We start from the raw sequence: 18,472 nt of genomic DNA, 5'->3' as shown, positions 1-18,472 counted from the left end.
CGCGCGCCTCGAGCTCTGCTGATCGTTGGGTGCTAAGGTGCTCGCTTCTTTAAATCTCCAGCCGCGCCAGCCGCCGGGCGGCCTCGATGATGTCCTCCACCTGGGGCACTGCCGCGCGCTCCAGCCGGGGGTGGTAAGGGATCGGGACGTCCGCCCCGCCCAGCCGGACGATGGGCGCCTCCAGGTAAGCGAACGCCTCGCTCTGGGCGATATGGGCAGCCAGCTCCCCACCGAAGCCCCCGAGAAGCGGGGCCTCATGTACAATCAGCAGCCGCCCTGTCTTCTTCACCGAGGCGATGACCGTCTCCGCGTCGTAAGGCTTCAGCGTACGCAGATCGATCACCTCCGCCTCAATCCCCTCCGCCGCCAGCCGCTCGGCAGCTTCCAAGGCCCGTAGCACCATCACCGAATAGGCCACGATGGTCACATGCCGCCCCGGCTGCCGCACCACCGCCCGGCCTAAGGGAACGACGTAGGGGATCTCCGGCACCGGTCCCCGGGTCCGGTAGAGGAGCTTATGCTCCACGAAGATCACCGGGTTCTCATCGGCCAAAGCGGCCAGCAACAACCCTTTGGCGTCATAGGGCGTGGCCGGCGCCACCACCTTCAGCCCAGGGACATGGACAAACCACGCCTCCAGGCTCTCCGAATGCTGGGCCGCCGCACCCGTCCCCGAGCCCCCCGGCAGCCGCAGCACCAGGGGGACCCGTGCCTTCCCGCCGAACATGTAGCGCACCTTGGCCGCCTGAAGCACCGTCTGCTCCATCGCCAAGGTGACGAAGTCCATGAATTGCATCTCCACGATGGGCCGCATCCCGGTGAGGGCGGCCCCCAACCCGGCCCCGACGATGGTGTTCTCCGAGATCGGCGTGTCGCGGACCCGCTCCGGCCCGAACCGGTCGATCAACCCCTGCGTCACCCCGAAGGCGCCGCCGTAGACGCCGATGTCCTCCCCCAGCAAGAAGACCCGCTCGTCGGCGGCCATCGCCTGGGCCATCGCCTCCCGCAAGGCCTCCGCATAGGAGAGCTCCCGGGTCCCTGGGGATGGCTCCACCGCCGCCTCCGGCCCGAAGGCTCGTTGGATCCAGCGAGGGGGGATCGAAGGGTCCTCCGCGTAGACCCCCTCCGTCAGCTGGACCACGGAGGGTTCCGGATCCGCCTCGGCCGCCCGCAAGGCCTCCTCGATCGCCTGCCGGGCCCGCGCCTCCAACGCCATCGCTTCTTCTTCAGAGAGCCAGCCCTGCTCCATCAACCAGGCCCGGAATCGGGCGATGGGGTCCCGCGCCATCCAGGCCTGGACCTCCTCCTTCGTGCGGTATACCTGGCGGTCGCTCTTGGAATGTCCCTTGTAGCGGTAGGTGATCGCCTCAATCAGCGTGGGACCCTCCCCCCGGCGGGCCCGTTCGACCGCCCTTCGCACCGCCTCGTAAACCGCCCGGACGTCCATGCCGTCCACTGTCTCCCCAGGGATCCCATAGGCGGCTGCCCGATCGGCCACTCGGGGCACGGCCATCGCCTTTTGGATGGGCATGGACATGGCGTACTGGTTGTTTTCGCAGAGGAAGATCACCGGCAGCCGCCAGATGGCGGCCATGTTCAATCCCTCGTGGAAGTTCCCATGGTTGGCCGCCCCGTCCCCGAAGAAGCACAACACCACCCGATCTTCTCCCTGAAGCCGAATGCTCAGGCCGGCCCCCACAGCGATCGGGATCCCACCGGCGACGATCCCATTGGCCCCGAGGTTCCTCCGCTCCAGGTCCGCCAAGTGCATCGACCCACCCCGGCCTCGGCAGATCCCCGTTTCCTTCCCCAACAACTCCGCCAGCATCGCCCGGATATCCTGGCCCTTCGCGATCGCATGGCCGTGGCCTCGGTGGGTCGAGGTGATGTAATCGTCCGGCCGCAGGGCGGCGATCGCCCCTACCGCTACCGCCTCCTGGCCGATGGAAAGGTGCATCGTGCCGTGCATCTTCCCCGCCGCGTAAAGCTGCTCCACCGTCTCTTCGAAAGCTCGGATGAGATGCATCTGGTAGAGCCAGTCGAGCAAACGCTCCCGGGGAAGATCGATGGCCATTTCCGCAGCGGGCACTATGGATGGCTCACGCATAAACCTTCGCTCCTTCCAGAGTTAACACGGCAGCGGCCGCCTCCGCGTCGGTCACCAACACGTCCACATAGCCGCCGCGCAACGCCGCCCGGATGGCCGGCGCCTTCGCCGCACTCCCCGCCACGGCGATCACCGTGGGGATCCGGCGCAGCGCCTCCGGCTCCAGCCCGATCACCCGCCGGTTGAGCGGATGATCCAACAGCTGTCCCTCCCCATCCAACGCCCGAGCCAGGATGTCCCCTACCGCCCCGGCCGCTCGTAACGCCTCCAGCTCCCCCTCCGTGAGATAGCCAGCCCGCCGCAGGCTGGAAAGCCGGGGGTCCACCGAGCCGATGCCGATGAGGGCCACGTGGACCTTGCGGGCCATGGCCAGCGTTTCGGCGATCGCCCGCTCCCCCCGCAGCGCCCTCGCCACCGCCTCGCTCTCTACCAGCAGTGGGGCGTGGAGATGGCGGACAGGGACCTCCAGCTTCTCGGCCAGCCAACGGGCGAGTTCCGGCCCGTCGATCATGGGGTCACCGGCACCCAGGGCGCCGATGATCTGGATCACCTGGCCGCCCGGCGTCGGAGCCTCTGGCATCGCCCGCACCACCTCGTACACCGCCGTCCCCCAGCTCACCCCAATCCGGATCCCGGGGCGTAGCCGCTGGCGCAGGGCCTGAGCGCCCAGCTCCCCCAGACGGCGCAGGAGCAAGCGAGGGTCCGCGGGGGGATGGGCCAGGACAAGGGCCTCTTTCAGGGGGAAAGCGCTTCGCAACGCGTTCGCCAGATGGAGGTTGATTTTCAGGGGATGGCGAACCCGAATCTCGATCAGCCCGCGGGCCCACGCCGCTTTGAGGTACCGGGAGACCATCGAGCGCGAGCAGCCCAGCCGCCGGGCGATCGCCGCCTGATCCAAGCCCTCCTCATAATACCAGGACGCAATCTCCGCCAGCCGCTCGTCGTCCATGGGGTTCACAAATGTGAATCTGAAGTCAACTTTTGAGACATTGTAGGCAGAAGCGGGGAAGTTGTCAAGGGACGTTTTGAAGTTTTACAGTCCTTGGGGGTCTTCAGGGTCGGGGGTGCTTTAGCGCCTGTTCTCCAGAAGAGAGGGATCCTCAAGACGTGCGGATGCATGAGGCGTCTCATCCATCCTCAAAGGCAAACGCTCATTGATCGGCTTCCCCCGACTTCCCAATGGGAAGCCAGATGTAGAACGTGCTCCCCGGGCACCGAGCTTCATCGTGGCCCGGGCTCTCCACCCAGATCCGCCCACCGTGAGCCTCGATAATCCCCCGCGCGATGGGCAACCCCAGTCCCGGGCCCGCTCCCTTAAACTTCACAGATCCAGTGGAATGCAGCTCAATCGGCCCCACCCGATAGAACTTCTCAAAAATCAACGCCTGCTCATCCGGGTCGATCCCGATTCCAGTATCCTGCACGGCGATCTCCACATAGCCGGAGGAACCCCCTGCTTCCTCCGGGGAGACAACCCGAGCGTGGATGGTGATCGTCCCTTCATCCGGCGTGAATTTAATGGCGTTCTGCACCAGGTGACGCAGGGCCTGGACCAGACGGGTGAGATCCCCATGGATCACGGGGAGATTATCCAAGGGCTCGATAATCAAGCGCTGGCGCCGCTCGGTGATCGCCCCCTCCAACGGCTCCACCGCCATACGAATCAGGGTGGGGATCTGAATGGAGATCGGATAAATGGACAAGGCCTCAGCGTCGATTTGGGAGATATCCAGCATAGCGTTGACGATCTCCTCCAGCCGTATAGCCGACCGGCGAAGGCCCTGCAGGATCCGCTCCAGGGTTCCATCGGCCTCCGGGCGCTCTCCCAAGGCCTCCGCCAGAAGATCCGCATACCCGCGGATATGCGTGAGGGGCGTGCGCAGCTCATGAGAGGCGATCTCGATGAAGTGGGTCTTGGTCCGATCCAGTTTCTCTAACCGCTGCGCCGTGCGCGCCAGGTCCTCGTTCAGCTGTGCCAGGCGGGCGTTCAAACGCCGCAGGTCCTCCACCAGGCGGATGTTCTGCAACACGGTCGCCGTCTGCTCCGCGATCGAGGCCAATAGATCCAGCTCCGCCGGGCTATACGTGGCGATCCCTCCACGCGCCCCCAGAGCCAGGCAGCCCAGCAGCACCGCCTGGGCCCGGATCGGGACGAAGAGCTCCACGCCCAGCTCCTGCAGCCAGCGCCGCTCCTCCGGGTTCGCCTGCTGGAACGCTGTCCAGAAGTCGATCTGATATTGGGTGAGAGAACGGCCTTCTTGCCATGCCTTCAGGATGGGGCTATCCAGAGCGAGCCGGCCCGGATCCTCCGGCGCTTCCCCCAGGCCAGCGACAGCCCGGGCGCTGATCCAACCATCCGGCTGTTCCTCAAGAAGCAACAACAGCCCTCGCCGGAGGCTGAAAGCATCCCCCAGCACCCCGAACGCTGCCTGCGTCACCTGGGTTACGTCCAGCAGGTTGCTGATCGCCTGGCTGTAGCGGCGGACCAGTGCGGCGGGATCCTCCACGGAAGGCATCAGGCGACGTTGGAGCCACTGGTGCAGGAGCCAACCGATCGTCCGTTGAACCAGCGCGATCCCTAAGGCGATCAGCGAAAGCTCCACCAGCGTCGGGATCGGTTCGAGATGCCCCTCTCGCACGAGCTGGAACCCGGACAGGATGCCCAGGATCAGCCCTCCTTGGGCGATCCAGCTGATCGTGAACATCAGGAGCGCCCGGGCGATGCGTTGCAGCGGGGGCAACTCCGGGAGCCGGAACAGAAGCCAGATCATGCCTATCCCAGCGGACCGCACGATCCAACCCAACGGGATCCAATCCCCCCGAGGCGTCCATGCCAGGATTTCCCCTAACGTCACCAGCAAAGCGCCCAGCAGCCCATAGGCGAGCCGGTTCCGATGGAGCGGCCGTGTGGTGCGAAGATACGCTTGCCCGAGGTGGGCTAACCCCACAGCCGTGCCGATCCCCCAAATCCCCTCCCGGATCGCCCAGGAGGCCAGCGCCGGATCGCCAGGCCAGCGAGCGGCCCGCCACCAGGCCTGTATCCCCACTGCGGTTTCCGGCCGGTAGGGAAGCGTGGCGGCCATGAGCGCTATCCCGCCCGCCAGGCCCATCCACATCAGGACATGGCGAGGAAGCGGACGCCCCAGGAACGTCCAGATCCACAACCAGGCGGCCAGAGGGAGGCACGAGAGGAGAAGACCGGAGAGGTTCCATGCGGTGAACCGTACCAGAGGGAGCACCCCTTCCCAGAGCGCTATCGTCCACAAACCTTGCCAGAGAAGCCCTAGGCCTAAATAAGGCCCCACCTCCTGGATCAGGCCGGCTGGCCGCTCTCTCCCAACCCCGAGGAGAAGCCCACCATACACTCCCACCAGGCATAATGCCAAGAGGATCCCGATGGGGATCCCCCCAATAACCGGAAACGGCGGTATCCAGTTAACCATATTGTTATCCCAAACCCCGTTTGGGAAATCCTTGGGAAATAGCGAAGCCGCCCCTTCCCCCTTCTGCGCTCTCCCGGCGGCCTTTTGGGCCGCCGGGAGAGCGGAGGAGGCACTACTTAAGGATATAGTAAGTACCCCGTTTCTCCCCAATCTTCAGGAGGATCCCTCGCCGAACCAGATCGACCAGGTCCAGGCGAAGGGTCTCGGGGGAGACCCCGGGGCACAGCTGTTGGTATTCCCGGTTGGTGATGCGCCCATGTTCACGGATGTACTGCAGCGCCTTGAGCTGGCGCTCATTCATCGAGGGCTCCCCGCGAGGGACAGGAGGACGTTCCTGCCGGTTATAGAGGATCACGGTGAACGAGTAAGGCTGGGCGATGAACTTCGGCTGGGGGTGGCCGGCGCGGAGCATCTCCTCGATCATCCGATCGATCCCCAGACCGAGCTCCTCGATATACCCCCAGTAGAAGAGCCCGGAGACGATCCGCGGGTTGCGGGAATAATGCTCGTCCACAATGTTGTCCAGGGTGATGTGGCCGGGCAACCCTCCAGGGCTGCTCACCTCCAGACGATCGGCGAACTTGCGGATCTCAATGCGGCGGCCCCGCAGCCGGTAATCCCGATGACAGACCGCATTGACGATCGCCTCCCGCACCGCGAAGGGCGGGTATTCCGGCCGCTCCTCCCGCTCCAAGCCTCGCACCACCGCGCCCAGCTGCATCTCCTCCCACACGATCTCCCAGGTGCGCTCGATCACCCGCGCCAGCGGGCCGCCGATCTCCTCCCGGCGGGCGTAGCCCGGCAACCCTTCGTCGCCATGGGGAGTCGTCCCCGGGTATTTCACAAAGACCACGCCGCTCTGGGGCAGGAACCGCTGGGGCTGCTTTCCGAACAACAGCAGCCCGGCCACCGTCGGCCGCCCGTCCGGAGCTATGGCCCCGATCTCGACCAGGAGCTCCTCCACCGTCCCACCGATCCGTCGGCGCTGGCGAGCCTCCCGCTTGGCAAGGTACTCCTCGATCATGGCCTCGTCGAAATCCTCCCGCGTTGCCCCCGGGACCACTTCCGCCTCGTAGTCCCCAACGGACTTCGTGGCGGCCAGCTGCTGGATCTCCCGTCCTTCCAACGGACGGTTCTCCGCGCCCCGTCGGATCAGCACCCGCCCATCGTCCAAGGTGTGAAGCTCCGGGCTGCGGGGAACGTGGAGCAGGACGACCGTTCTTCCATCCGCCTCGTTCTGTTCCCATCGGGTCTGAACGGGAGGCCGACAACGGAGCAGCGCCTGTCGAAGGGCGTCTTCGACCTCCTCCGGTTCCACCCCCACCGCTCTCCCCTCCAGATCCACCCCGATCACCAGGAGGCCGCCGTCGGTGTTTGCGAAAGCAACCAAGTTCTCGGCGATCTGGAGAGGATCCGGATCCCTCAAAAACGCCACCAATGCCCCGGGCTTTCGCAAACCGTCCATACATCGAGCTCCCCTATAGCCGCCCAACGATCTATGCCCATTATATTGCAAACCAACGGGAAAACATTTCTCCTCCCCATCCCATCGAGGGCATCGGCAAGCGCCGTCCATCCGTCCGGCTGAAGACGATCAAGGGGCCTGGAGCCCGTTCCGATCCTCATCCTTGCAAGCGCAGGCGACCTTCCGCTCCTCTCCTCGCACCAGCACCCCCTCATAGAGCGTGAGGCTGGGGAGCGCTTCCCAGCCGCCGAGACGGAAGGGGCGCCCCGGCTCGATGGGCACCCACTCCCCATTCAGGCGGCGGGCCAGATGGATGTGGGCAGCATCCGCAAACCCACCTTCGCAGGAGGGATGTCCCAACGGATCCCCAGCCCGGACCCGGACGCCGGGCGGGATCCGTCCCTCGGCCGCGATGTGCAGATAGACCATTACCCAGCCGGTCTCCTCCCGACCATCTCCATCGGTATCCAGGACCACCACCCCCTCCCCGGTCCGCGCCACCACGCCGTCGGCCGCCGCCCGCACCCAATAGCGGGACGGGGCGCATCCCTCGACATCCGGCGGCGCGAAGTCCAACGCGCCCCACGCGGCCCCGTTCCCCCATCCGCCGTGCGGCCCGCCCGTGAAATACCACCGCTCCCCGTCCGCCCAAGGCAACCGCCATGCCGGCTCCGGCGGAACCGACCGCACAGGCTCCTCGCGGAAGGGCTCGCCGAAGAGCGCGCGATAGATCACGGGGAACCCTTGAGGTCCCACGGCCTGAGCCCAGTCCTCCGGAGGCCGCACCGCCGCCAGGAAGCTCTGCACCGCCACGGTCCCTGCATTCAGCCCATCCGCCACGCGAACCCGCCGCCCATCGGCGAAACGGATCGTCCACATCGAGCGTCCTTTGAAGCCGTAGTAGCCGTCGTTCAGTCGGTCGGCAGCCCAGTTCAGCTGTCGGAAAAGCCCTTCATACCCCGGCCGTGCCCACCCCATCGGATACAGCCGGGCCCGCTCATCCGCCGGCTCCCCGCGGACCCAGCCGCTCTGCATCTCGAGCAGGGTCAGCAACACCCGCGGGCCTACGCCGTGGTTCCGCGCCACTTCCTCCAGGATCTCGATCCCGCTCCGCGTCCGCCCGCCGATGGTCTCCTGATAGCGGCTCAAATAGCCTCCAAACCGACGAACCGTCTCGGAGACGGAGAAATCCAGATAAGCCGGGCCGTAGACCAGCTCCGAATCCGGGATCAGCTTGAGGGCTGGCCCTTGCTCCTTAACCCCCACAGGCATCCATAGGGGCTGCCCAACCATGAGGCGGGAGGGATCAATCCCCGGGTTCGAAGCGAGGATGGCCCCGACAGTGGTCTGGAACCGCTGGGCCAGGGCGCTCAGCGTATCTCCGGCCTGCACCAGATACAACTCCCGCTCCGGGGGGACTCCCGGGCGGGGTGGATCCGGAGTGGGCGTCTTGAGGGTCAGAGACGTCCTCGCTGGCTGGGGGCTGGAACGCCCCTCCGCGGCGTTCTCCCTGGGGCCCCTATACCCTCCGCATGCCACCATCGCCACGGCGACCCATCCCCCAAACAGCACCAGGGCCCATCGCGCCGCTGCACCGGCCTGCTTTCCCCGCATATCGGACCTCCCTCACCAAGGATACGAAGGCCTCTTCCCTCACGCAATCGGAATCCATCCCCTGGTGTAAGATGGGGATGGACGCTTCAATATCCGCGGGGAAAGGTTCCATAGGCTCGAGGATGCCCACGATCGGGAGGGGGAAATGGCGCTACGTTATCGTGCCATCACCGATGTGCCAGGGATTCGGGTGGGCCATGCCCAGGATCTTCAGGCGCTGACCGGAGTAACCGTGGTGCTTTGCGAGAAAGGCGCGGTGGCGGGGATGGACCAGCGGGGCGGCGCGCCGGGGACGCGGGAGACCGATGCGCTGCGCCCCATGCACCTGGTCCAGGAAGTCCACGCGGTGGTGCTGGCGGGGGGCAGCGCCTTCGGCCTGGACGCCGCCACTGGGGTGATGCGGTATCTGGAGGAGCGTGGGGTGGGCTTCGAGACCCCTGGCGGACGGGTTCCGATCGTCCCGGCCGCGATCCTCTATGACCTGGGGATCGGCGATCCCCGGGTCCGGCCGGACGCCGCGATGGGCTACGCGGCGTGCCTGGCCGCGACCGATGGGCCGGTCCCCGAAGGGAACGTGGGCGCCGGAACCGGGGCGACGGTGGGGAAGATCCTGGGGATGCAATACGCGATGAAGGGGGGGATCGGCACGACCTGTTTGGAAATCGGGGAAGGGATCCTCGTCGGCGCGCTGGTAGCGGTGAACGCCCTGGGCGATGTGGTGGACCCCGATACGGGGGCCATCCTGGCCGGCGCCCGACGCCCGGACGGTCAGGGGTTCGCCGACACCATGGCCGTCCTGCGGATCCTGGCCGGCCAGGTCTCGCTGAGCTTCCGTCGACGGATCCCGGAGAACACGGTGATCGGCGTGGTCGCCACCAACGCGGCGTTGACCAAGGAAGAAGCCAACAAGGTGGCGCAGATGGCCCACAACGGCCTCGCCCGTACCATCCGCCCCGCCCACACGATGTTGGACGGCGACACAATCTTCACCCTGGCCACCGGCGAGAAGGAAGCGGATGTGAGCATCGTGGGAGCCTTCGCGGCCGAAGCCGTGGCCGAGGCGGTCGTCCGGGCCATCCAGGCTGCGGAAAGCGTCGCGGGGATTCCGGCATGGCGGGATCTTCGGTAGCTAACCCGACACGTGGGGATGATTTTTTCCACGGGGAATTTCGGTTGGATGTGGCCGCACAATGAGGTAGGAGCACCCCTTGTGGGTGCCTCACCTCGCGTGTTCCAAGACGGGAGGATCCGTCCGCAGTCAGGCGAGAAAGGAGCGCTCAGATGTCCCGCTTCTACCGAGGAGGAATGGAGATCATCGGGCTGACAGGGCTCGCGCTGGGATTGGCGGTGCTCCTCAGCGGGATCCAGGGAGGGATCACGTTCCATCGGATCTCCGACAACCTGTTCTGGATCGGCCTGGTTTACTTTCTGATCGCTGCGTTCCCGGCGGTCGCCGAGATCGGCAGCAACATGGCCGCGCCCTGGGAGGCCCTCCGGGAACAGCGTCCTCTCGCGGAGGTCATTCATAATCAGCGGGCCCGCTATGCCCCTTGGATGACCGTGACCTGGCGGTTCGGGCTCGCGGCCCTCCTCTGCCTCGCCATCGGCCTGGGGTTCGGGTTGATTTAGATAGAAGTTCCGTAACGATTCGGCCTGATCCTATTCGGTTCGGAGCTCCCACGGGGAGGCGGAAGGGCCCCACTCCCCTGCATCTCCCCCCATGGTCCGGAGGGCCGCGAAGAAAGATGCAAGATGTTTTTGGAGACGAAGCTCCCGAAGGTGGCCCCGCCGACCCCAAAATCTCCTCAATGGAGGATATGGGCGGATTTGTCCAAAATCGGTGCATAGCGGCTGATGGGCTGGACGGCTCTCACCGCGGTGGGGTTCTGTTTCCCTCTTTCGCCCATTGGGGTTAGAATAAAATTAACCTACAGGCTGGAGCATAGCTCTTCCCAGACGCCTAGAGGCTTCGGTTAGAATTTACCGAAGATCTGGGCAACCTAAGGCCCCGGCTTGCCGGTTTAATATTTTGAACCTCACGGAAAATTCGCCCACACAGGCCAAGCGCGGGGCCTTTTCTCTTAACGTTTCTTCCTTTGCGGCGTTTTGTCTGATCGATGTTCCCTCCGCAGCGCTGTGTTCAGCTGTAGTTGCAGAAGCTTAATCGCTCGTCCTACACAGGGAGGCCCGCATGAGCAAAGGGCGGATTCTGGTGGTCGAGGATGATCCGGACATCGCCAACCTGTTGAAGGTCTACTTCACCTCCCTGGACTACGAGGTCCAGACAGCGGCCCGAGGCCATGAGGCGCTGGAGAGAACCCGCCAGCAACTCCCCCACCTCATCATCCTGGACATTATCCTCCCGGACATCGACGGGTATGAGGTTTGCCGTAGGCTACGCACCAATTCGCGCACCAGCCACATCCCCATCATCTTCCTCACCCAGCGCGATGAGCGGAGCGACCGCATCGCCGGCCTGGAACTCGGCGCCGATGATTACATCACGAAGCCCTTCGACATCGAGGAGCTGCGCCTGAGGGTCCAGAACACCATCCGGCGGGCGGAACGGGAGAGCCTGACCAACCCGGTCACCGGCCTGCCCAGCGGGCGCCTGATCGAGGACCAATTACGGGCCCTCCTCCGTCGCTCCGACTGGGCGCTCCTCTACATCGGGATCAACGGCCTGGATGCTTTCCAGGAGGTCTACGGCTTCGTGGCCGGGGACGAGGTGCTGCGCTGGACGGCGATGCTGATGGGAGAGGTGGTGGACGCCCTGGGGACACCTCAGGACTTCATCGGCCACGTCGGAGGAGACGATTTTGTGATCATCACCCACGTGGAACGGGCGGCGGCCATCGCCCAGGCGCTCCGCCAGCGCTTCGCCGAGGGGGTGGGCACCCATTACGCCTTCCCGGACCGAGAGCGAGGTTACCTGGTGCTCACTGACCGGGAAGGGAACGAAAAGCGCGTCCCCCTGATGACCTTGGCGATTGGGATCGTCCGAGCAGGGGATTCCATCTTCAACGATATCCGGGAGCTCACAGAGATCGCGGCGGAAGCGCGTCGGAAGGAAATGATACTGCTGTAAAGGTCTCAGGAAAGCCGAAGGCGCCTAACCTGCTCTTTCGCATTCTCTGGGAGGGAAGCCCCGGATGGCGTGGCTTCAACGCCTGCGACGGATCTTAGACTTCAGAAGCCCCTATCCCTCTGATCCGAGAGCAGGGGATGAGGAAGGATCCTTTCTGGAGCGATGGGGGGAGCCCATCCTGTGGATGGAGGCCGACGGCGGACGGCTGCTCTTGAACGCCGCTGCGCGCGCGTATTTAGGCGACCCCGCCCCTTCCTCCCGCCGCGATCTGGAAAGCCGCCTGCAGCCCCCCGGGATCCTGGAACGCTGGCTTCGGGGCTCCAGAGAGCCGGCCCTCATCGGCCAGCGGAGGATGCAGGCTCGCGTTCTCCCCTTGACGCTGGATGGGCGATCGGGTTACCTTATCGTTCTTCACCCTGTCCCTGAGGGTCCCACGTCTCCTCCGGAGCCATCCGCCTATCCCCGCGAACTGGCCCTGGTCACCGGGATCGCGCGCCTGCTCAGCGCTTCCCTCGATCTGGAATCCACCTTGGATGCCATCCTGTTCGCGATTCAGCAGGTGATCCCCTACGATCTCGCCGAGATCAATCTATGGGAGCCCGGCGAGCGACGGTTGCGCACACGGGCCCGCGGCGGGGATCCTTCGGCGGTGGCCCGGCTCGCCGAATCCGGCGGGGTTTACCGGCCCGAGGAAGGCCTCACCGGATGGCTGGCCATGCACCGTCGTCCCCTGCTGATCGAGGATCTGCGACGCTTTAGGGAGGCACGCCCCCGCCTGGATCTGGAGCGCTTCCCCGCACGCGCCTTTCTGGGAGTTCCCCTGCAAACAGGGGAGGAGTTCATCGGGACCCTGGAGCTCATCGCCTACCGTGCCGGCGCTTTTACCAACGAGCACCTCCGCCTCCTGGAGGCCATCGCGGCCCAGGCCGCCATCGCGATCCACAACGTCCGCCTCTACGAAGCCACCCACCGCTATGCGGAGGGTCTGGAGGTGCTCTTCCGGATCGCCGCGATGAGCGCCGTCTCCCCTTCCTTACCGGATTTCCTACGCCGATCCGTCGCGGAGCTGGCCGAGTGGTTCCGGGTAGAGCGGGTGGTGGTGCTGCTCTACGACCCGAAACGCCAGGAGCTCGCCCCGCATCCGGCCGGCGTTTATGGACCTTGGCCCCCGGAGGCGATGGCGTTCCGTCTCCCGGTGCAGGATCCGGTGTTCGCCGCCAGCGTCTTCCAAAGCGGACGCCCATTCCGCTCCAACCGGGCTTCCGAGGATCGGCGGGTGATCCCCCCCTACCGGGAGCTGATCGCCCGTTTCGGCGTTCGCTCGGTCCTCTCCATCCCTTTGATCCCTCGAGAGAAGCCCATCGGGGAGATCCATCTGATCAACCGGCAGGAAGGCCGGTTCACCCGGGACGACGAGCGTCTGGGAACGGCGATTGGGGTAGTGCTGGGCACGACGCTCCACAACCTCCAGTTGATCGAACAAGCCCAGCGCCGGGCGGCCCGCCTGCGGGCCCTGGTGGAGATCGGGCAGCGGATCACCGCCGCGCTGGATCCGGATGAGATCTTTGAAACGATCCAGGAAGCGCTCGGGCGCATCCTGGACGCCCGCAATTTTTACGTCGCGCTTTACGATGGGGAGTCCGACGAGGTTTCATTTGTGTTCTATGTTCACCATGGGGAACGGCTATCGGAGCGACCCAAGCGACGCAGTGGCCGTGGGCTGACCGAGTACGTGATTCGAACTGGACGGCCCCTCCTCCTCCGGGGCGACGTGATGGGCCAGGCGATGGCGCTGGGGATCGAGCCGGTGGGAACGCCGGCCCGGGTCTGGATGGGCGTCCCGATGCGGATCGGTGATCGGGCGATCGGTATGCTCGCGATCCAGCACGAGGAGGATGAAAACGCTTTCGATGAGGAAGATCTGGAGCTTCTGCAGACCATCGCGCACCAGGCCGCCATCGCGGTCGAGAACGCACGGCTCTATCGAGAGGTCCGCGAGCGCCTGGAGGCTCGGGTTCACCAGCTGACCGCCCTGAACCGCATCGGCCAGGAACTGAACGCGAACCTCGATCTGGATCACATCCTGAACCTGGTGCTGGATTCAGCGTTCCAGGTGACGGGAGCCGATTATGGAGCGATCCTGTTGTACGAGCCGGAAACCGATCTCCTGCGCCCGCGCCTGCTGCGCAACCTCTCCCTGGAACAACTACGGGCCCGCGGGCTGGACCGCCAGCGGCCCGGCGAGGGGCTGATCGGCCAGGCCTTCCAAACCGGCCGAGTGGTCCTCGTCCCCGACGTCCGCCAAGATCCTTATTACATCGCAGGAACACCGGACACGCTCTCCGAGGTGGCTGTGCCCATCTGGTATGGGACGCTGGTTGTGGGCGTCCTGGATCTCCAGAGCCGACGGCCCCACGGCTTCAGCGAGGAACAGATCGCTTTCCTGGAAGCCCTAGCCGCCCAGGCGGCGGTGGCCATCGGCAACGCCATGCGCCTGGCGGAGGAGGCCCGGCGAAGCGAACGCTACCGCCAGCGTATTGAGCTGATGCGCGGGATGCTGGAGGTGAGCCAGGCGCTCCGCTCGGAGCGCCCATTGGAGAACGCCCTGGACGCCGTCGCCCACACGATCCAGGAATCGCTGGGCTTCGAGCGCGTCCTGATCAGCCTGCTGGAAGGGGAGCCGCCCGTCCTGCGCCGAGTGGCTCAGGCCGGGCTCCCCCTCCCCGTATTCGAACGAATGCGCCAGATCACCCAACCGTGGCGCAATATGCAGATCTTCCTGCGGGAGGAGTTCCGACTGGGGGCCTGCTACTACATCCCCTATGAACGACAGCCGGAGGACCTGACCGAGCTCCTGGACACCTGGACCGCGACGCCGACGCGGGAGCCCCGACCGGACCCGACGCGCTGGCATCCGGAGGACCTTCTGATCGTCCCCATCCACGGGACGGGCGGACGCCTGCTGGGAATCATCTCGGTGGACGAGCCCCGGGATGGTCGGGCGCCCACCCGCGAGACGGCGGAGATGCTGGAGCTGCTGGCCAGCCAGACCGGCATCATTATCGAGAACGCGCGTCTCTACGAGGGCCTGAAGCAGCGCATCGAGGCCCTGACCCGCCTGAACGAAGCCAGCCGTCAGATCGCCGCACGGCTGGAACTGAGCACCCTCCTGGAAGCGATCGCCCAGGCCGCAGCCCTCCTGAGCCATGCGACATGGGCGGCCGTGGTCCAGATCGGAGAGGAGGGAGCTCTCCGCATCGTGGCCCAGTTCGGACCTCAACCTGAGAGGATCCACGCCGCATTGGAGATCACCCTGGACCCCCTCCGGATCGCTCGCACCAGCTCCCCCAACCGCACCCTTTACTTTCGCGATCTGGAGGAGACCATGGATGTGGAAGGCATGGGGATCCGTTCGCTGCTCCTGGTTCCCATGCGGGCGGGAGGGGAGACGGTTGGGTGGATCGCGGTGACGCATCCGGAACGCGGGGCCTTCGATGAGACCGAACAGATTCTGCTTCAAACCTTGGCGGAACAGGCCGCGGTGGCCCTGGAGAACGCCCGGCTCTATGAACAAACCCGTCGCTTCAGCGAGGAGCTGGAAAGACTGGTCCGCGAGCGGACGGAGGCCCTAGAGAAAGCCCTGGCGGACCTGTCCACACGGCACCGACATCTGGAATTGCTGTATCGGGTGACCCTGGCCCTGACGGCCAGCCTGGAGCTGGAGGCGACCCTCCAGCAGGCGCTTTCCTTCCTCATCGATGAGGGAGAGACCGCCGCCGTGATCCTGTTGGATCCGGAGACGGGGCGCCTTCAGGTGCGGGCTGGGATCGGCCCGGGCAGCGCTGCCCTGATCGGGTGCTCCTGGTTCCTCCATGAAGATCCCGGAGCGATCCGAAGGGCTATCCGCCAGCGGCGCACCCAGAACCTGGTGGAAGTCTCACCCGATCTCCTCCCAGCCCCCTGGCAGGCGCTGCACTTCCGCACCGCTCTGATTGTTCCGCTGACCTTGGGGCTCGATGTCCTGGGCGCGCTGGTGCTTACCGATCCGGAGCCCCGCCCGTTCGAACCCGAGCGGGTCCAGCTGTTAGAGACCGTGGCCGCCCAGATGGCCCAGGCCATCAACAACGCGGCCCTTTACACCCTGATCACCCAGCAGGCGGAGCGACTGGGCAACACCCTTCGGGCTGTCCAGGAGGAAGCGTCGAAGCGCCAAGCCATCCTGGAATCCATCGCGGAGGGGGTGCTGGTGGCGGACGCCCGGGGCGAGGCGATCATGATGAATGCCGCCGCCGAACAGATCCTGGGCTTGCGCCGGGAGGAGGTCCTAGGCCGCCCGATCCATCAATTCGCCGGTCTCTACGGGCCGGCCTGGCAGGAATGGATGGCCTCCCTGCGCCGATGGCTTGCCTCTCCTCGGGGCCAGCCCCCGACCCTGTTTATGCGCCATGAGCTCGCGCCCGAAGGCCGCTTCATCACCGTTCACGCGGCCCCGGTGATGATGGGCACCGAGTTCCTGGGAACGGTTTCCGTGTTCCGTGACATCACGCCGGAGGTGGAGGCCGATCGGGCCAAAACCGAGTTCATCTCCACCGTATCCCACGAGCTCCGGACCCCGATGACCTCCATCAAGGGCTATGTGGATCTCCTGCTCATCGGCTCCGCTGGCCCGCTTTCAGAGATGCAACGCCGCTTCCTGCAGATCGTGAAAGCCAACGCCGATCGGTTGAAGCTGCTGGTGGATGACCTGCTCGACCTCTCCCGCATCGAGAGCGGCCGCCTGCAGCTGGACCTTCGCCCGATGCCCCTCGAGGCGGCGATGGAAGCCGTGGTGACCTCGCTGAAGGCTCGCATCGATGAAAAGAACCAGCGCTTGGAGCTGGACCTGCCGGAGTTTCTCCCACCGGTCCAGGCGGACAAGGATCGCCTGATCCAGATCCTAATGAACCTGGTCAGCAACGCTCACAAATACACACCGGAGGGGGGATCCATCCATGTCCGTGCGCGGGCGGAGGGTGGAGAGGTGCACGTGGAGGTCCGCGACACCGGGATTGGGATCCCAGCGGAAGCCCTCCCCCACATCTTCGAGCGCTTCTATCGTGTAGACGACCCACGGGTCCAGGAGACGCCCGGAACAGGCCTCGGTCTTTCAATTGTCAAAGCGCTGGTAGAGCTCCACGGCGGACGGATCTGGGTCGAGAGCGAAGTGGGGAAGGGATCGACCTTCCATTTCACGATCCCGATCGCCCCGAAAACACCCGCCCCTGAAGAGACCCTGCCGGCTCCAGCGCTGGCCCCCATTCGACCGGATGGAGCCTCTTCCATTCTGATTGTGGAGGATGATCGGTATATCGCGGATTTGCTAGTTCAGTATCTGGAGCGGGCCGGATACCGGACCCTGGTTGCCCATCGGGGGGAAGAAGCGTTGCGCCTGGCGCGGGAGGAGCGGCCGCAGCTGATCACCCTGGATATCTACCTTCCGGATTTGGATGGCTTCACTGTCCTAGAGCGTTTGAAGGCGGACCCAACGACAGCGGACATCCCGGTGATCATCGTCTCGGTGATGGCCGATCGCCAGCGGGGCGTGCGCCTGGGGGCGGTCGATGTGCTGGGCAAGCCGGTGGACACCGAGCAGTTGCTGCGGGTGGTGGGTCGATACACCCGACGGCACGCCCGGATCGTCATCGTGGATGACGACGTGGGGACCCGCAGCCTGCTTCAGGACACCCTGCAGGGTCAGGGGTTTGAGGTGACCACCTTCGGGAACGCGGCCGAGGCCCTCCGATGGATCGAGGAACATCACCCCGGTCTGGTGTTGCTGGATCTTAAGCCCGCCGGGATGAGCGGGCTGGACGCCCTGGCTCGCCTGAAGGCCAACCCGCGAACGGCGGACATTCCAGTGGTGATGATGACGGCCAGCGCCACAGATCCGATGGGGAAACGGCGGCAGGCGTTGGCGATGGGGGCGGCGGATTTCTTCCTGAAGCCATTCCCCCTCGAAGAATTCGTCGCCGCCATCCGGCGGTTGCTCGCCGAACCCCCAGAGGGGGCTCTTTCATCCTCTGCCTGATAGGAGTTACGCGGTTGATTTCCTCGTGGAGGCTTTGGGGGCAGAGCCCTCCCCCTCCTCTCGCGGGTTCCGAACCGTATAACTCCTACCTTAAAAGGGAGGAATCCAAGCGATGGCGAGGATCTTGATCGCTGAGGACGAACGGGACATCCGCGAGCTGATCGCTTTTACCTTGGAATTCGGCGGCTTCCAGGTGATCACAACAACCAACGGCCAGGAAGCGGTGGAACTGGCCCGCCGGCACCGTCCGGATTTGATCCTCTTGGATGTTCGCATGCCGAAGATGACCGGCTATGAGGCCTGCCGCATCCTGAAATCTCAGGAGGAGACGCGAACCATTCCCGTGGTCTTCTTATCCGCCAAGGGGCAGGAATCCGAGATCCGACAGGGGATGGAGGCCGGGGCGGACGCCTACATCCTCAAACCCTTCGCCCCTGACGAGCTCATCCAGCAGGTGCGGGCCATCCTGGATCGTTATAACACGCGCTGAATGAGCCGGAGGCTCGCTTTCTGTCTTGTGGTCTGGAGTGAGGCGCTTGAGCGCCGGTTCTTCTCACAAATGTGGGCCGCGCGCCTTGGGCTTGGACTTTGGACGAACGGGCAACCCCACTTCTCGCCCGGGCCCGCCCCTGGTGCGGGAAGGGGGAGTTGAAGGATTTTGGGGTGGGTGGGGCCGCTGAAAGCGGCC

10 protein-coding genes are annotated in these 18,472 nt (G+C 65.2%); 5 read left to right on the top strand and 5 right to left on the bottom strand.

Going from position 1 to position 18,472, the window contains the following annotated elements; translation table 11 throughout:
* Positions 1 to 49: 49 nt before the first annotated feature.
* The 5 genes from pdhA to ACFMO5_RS07365 form a co-directional block, all read right to left on the bottom strand.
* Positions 50 to 2,107, bottom strand: coding sequence for a pyruvate dehydrogenase (acetyl-transferring) E1 component subunit alpha (pdhA, locus tag ACFMO5_RS07385; protein ID WP_376792112.1), 2,058 nt, complete (start codon positions 2,105 to 2,107; stop codon positions 50 to 52).
* The gene (locus ACFMO5_RS07380; RefSeq protein WP_376792111.1) at positions 2,100 to 3,056 is read right to left on the bottom strand and encodes a sugar-binding transcriptional regulator; all 957 of its coding nucleotides are present in this window, start codon (positions 3,054 to 3,056) and stop codon (positions 2,100 to 2,102) included. Before ACFMO5_RS07380 ends, pdhA begins: the two co-directional genes overlap by 8 nt.
* Positions 3,057 to 3,258: 202 nt before the next feature.
* The gene (locus ACFMO5_RS07375; protein ID WP_376792110.1) at positions 3,259 to 5,550 is read right to left on the bottom strand and encodes an ATP-binding protein; all 2,292 of its coding nucleotides are present in this window, start codon (positions 5,548 to 5,550) and stop codon (positions 3,259 to 3,261) included.
* A gap of 112 nt (positions 5,551 to 5,662) precedes the next feature.
* Positions 5,663 to 7,015, bottom strand: a complete 1,353-nt coding sequence (locus ACFMO5_RS07370; protein WP_376792109.1) for an ATP-binding protein — start codon at positions 7,013 to 7,015, stop codon at positions 5,663 to 5,665.
* Between the two features lie 129 nt (positions 7,016 to 7,144).
* Complete coding sequence (locus tag ACFMO5_RS07365) at positions 7,145 to 8,629, bottom strand: LysM peptidoglycan-binding domain-containing protein (protein WP_376792108.1); 1,485 nt, start codon at positions 8,627 to 8,629, stop codon at positions 7,145 to 7,147.
* A 145-nt stretch (positions 8,630 to 8,774) separates the two neighbouring features.
* On the opposite strand from ACFMO5_RS07365, the gene ACFMO5_RS07360 reads away from it, so the two are divergent.
* The 5 genes from ACFMO5_RS07360 (at position 8,775) to ACFMO5_RS07340 (ending at position 18,274) form a co-directional block, all read left to right on the top strand.
* On the top strand, positions 8,775 to 9,758 hold the full coding sequence (locus ACFMO5_RS07360; RefSeq protein WP_376792107.1) for a P1 family peptidase: 984 nt from the start codon (positions 8,775 to 8,777) through the stop codon (positions 9,756 to 9,758).
* Between the two features lie 152 nt (positions 9,759 to 9,910).
* On the top strand, positions 9,911 to 10,258 hold the full coding sequence (locus ACFMO5_RS07355) for a hypothetical protein (RefSeq protein WP_376792106.1): 348 nt from the start codon (positions 9,911 to 9,913) through the stop codon (positions 10,256 to 10,258).
* A gap of 562 nt (positions 10,259 to 10,820) precedes the next feature.
* Positions 10,821 to 11,717: a response regulator gene (locus ACFMO5_RS07350; protein WP_376792105.1), complete on the top strand. Its 897-nt coding sequence runs from the start codon at positions 10,821 to 10,823 to the stop codon at positions 11,715 to 11,717.
* Positions 11,718 to 11,781: 64 nt separating this feature from the next.
* The gene (locus ACFMO5_RS07345) at positions 11,782 to 17,784 is read left to right on the top strand and encodes a GAF domain-containing protein (protein ID WP_376792104.1); all 6,003 of its coding nucleotides are present in this window, start codon (positions 11,782 to 11,784) and stop codon (positions 17,782 to 17,784) included.
* 112 nt (positions 17,785 to 17,896) lie between these two features.
* Positions 17,897 to 18,274 (top strand): response regulator transcription factor, encoded by a 378-nt coding sequence (locus ACFMO5_RS07340; RefSeq protein WP_376792103.1) that lies wholly within the window; start codon positions 17,897 to 17,899, stop codon positions 18,272 to 18,274.
* Positions 18,275 to 18,472 lie beyond the last annotated feature (198 nt).

The organism is Thermoflexus sp., assembly GCF_042408365.1.
In the GTDB taxonomy this organism is placed as follows: domain Bacteria; phylum Chloroflexota; class Anaerolineae; order Thermoflexales; family Thermoflexaceae; genus Thermoflexus.
The sequence above is the reverse complement of the archived record's forward strand: the minus strand, read 5'-3'. Positions and strand labels throughout refer to the sequence as shown.